The organism is Clostridia bacterium (assembly GCA_036654455.1).
Lineage (GTDB): Bacteria > Bacillota > Clostridia > Christensenellales > CAG-314 > JAVVRZ01.
Genome location: JAVVRZ010000027.1, coordinates 1 through 549 on the forward strand (window position 1 = coordinate 1; position 549 = coordinate 549).

The following is a 549-nucleotide window of genomic DNA, read 5'->3' on the forward strand; positions in this document are numbered from 1 at the left end:
TTTTTGCAAGGCGTATGATGTAAAATACATCGCCGATGTGGATGGCACATGGCGCGTTGTAATTGACTGTTAACCACTGCATTTGTGATTTGATTGATGTTTCCATTGATTTTATCCTCCAAAATTAAATTATAAAAACATTGAAACCTACATATTGACAATCGTTAAATCATTTGGTATAATAAATATGCTACTATAAATTATCGCAAAATTTCGGTTGTCAATAAGTAGGCAAGGGTATATTTTATACGCATATATATAACCTTGCGTATAATTATATACGCATTATTCTTATTGTCAATAGATTTTTACGATATTTTCAAAATTTATATGAAAGGAGAGTAAAATGACTATTGCAGAAAGAGTTTTTACGCTAGCAAAACAACAAATGAAAACGCAGGGCGACATTGCTAAGGCTATTGGGGTTCGCCAGGCAACTATTTCAGCCTGGAAGTCAAAAGGAATTATTCCATCTGCGAATTGTATAGCACCACTTGCTGAATTTTTAGGGGTGTCTGTTGATTATTTAATATACGGAAAAGAAATAAC

General features: G+C 32.8%; 1 protein-coding gene. It reads left to right on the forward strand.

The genetic code is table 11. The features are described 5' to 3' along the window. Window positions 1–346: 346 nt before the first annotated feature. Window positions 347–549: helix-turn-helix transcriptional regulator (locus tag RR062_06245; protein MEG2027289.1), on the forward strand; the 203-nt coding region annotated here is incomplete at its 3' end.